Origin of the sequence: Achromobacter sp. GbtcB20, from assembly GCF_019091095.1 — a bacterium.
In the GTDB taxonomy this organism is placed as follows: Bacteria; Pseudomonadota; Gammaproteobacteria; order Burkholderiales; family Burkholderiaceae_B; genus Achromobacter; species Achromobacter mucicolens.
In genome coordinates, this window is record NZ_JAGXJZ010000142.1 from 1 (window position 1) to 652 (window position 652).

The 652-nt window shown below is 74.7% G+C and carries 1 protein-coding gene; it reads left to right on the forward strand.

Translation table 11 applies throughout. From position 1 onward, the window contains the following. On the forward strand, window positions 1-652 hold a 652-nt coding region (locus KVT32_RS28225; protein ID WP_217619217.1), incomplete at both ends, for an MFS transporter.

The following is a 652-nucleotide window of genomic DNA, read 5'->3' on the forward strand; positions in this document are numbered from 1 at the left end:
TCGGCACCGCCGCCTTGCTGGGACTCGGCGCCGCGGTGGTGCAGGCCATGCTGCCCGGCGTGATCAAGCGCCAGTTCCCGCGCCATGTGGGCCTCGTCATGGGCCTGTATTCGGCCATGCTGATGGCGGGCGGCGCGCTCGGCGCCCAGGTTGCGCCCCTGATGGCGGCCTTCGGCGGAGAATGGCGCGCCGGCCTGGCCTGGATGGCGCTGCCGGCCGTGCTGGCCCTGGCGCTGGCCGCATGCAGCCTGCCGCGCGACCCGGCCGGCGGGCGTAACGGGCTGGCCCTCGGCGCGTGGCTGCGTCTGCCGCGCGTCTGGTTGCTGATGGCCTGCTTCGGCCTGGTCAATGGCGGCTACTCGACCGTGGTCGCCTGGCTGGCGCCGTTCTACCGCGAGCACGGCTGGAGCGCCGCCGCCAGCGGCAGCCTGCTGGCGCTGCTGGCCGTGAGCCAGGCGGCGTCGGCCCTGCTGCTGCCGGCCTTGGCCAGGGTCAACCACAGCCACGACCGCCGGCCCTGGTTGTGGCTCACGCTGGCCATGCAGGCCGCCGGCTTCGGCGCACTGGCATTCCGGCCCGACGCCGCGCCCTTTGCCTGGGCGGTGCTGCTCGGCGCCGGCCTGGGCGGCTGCTTCGCGCTGTCATTGATCGT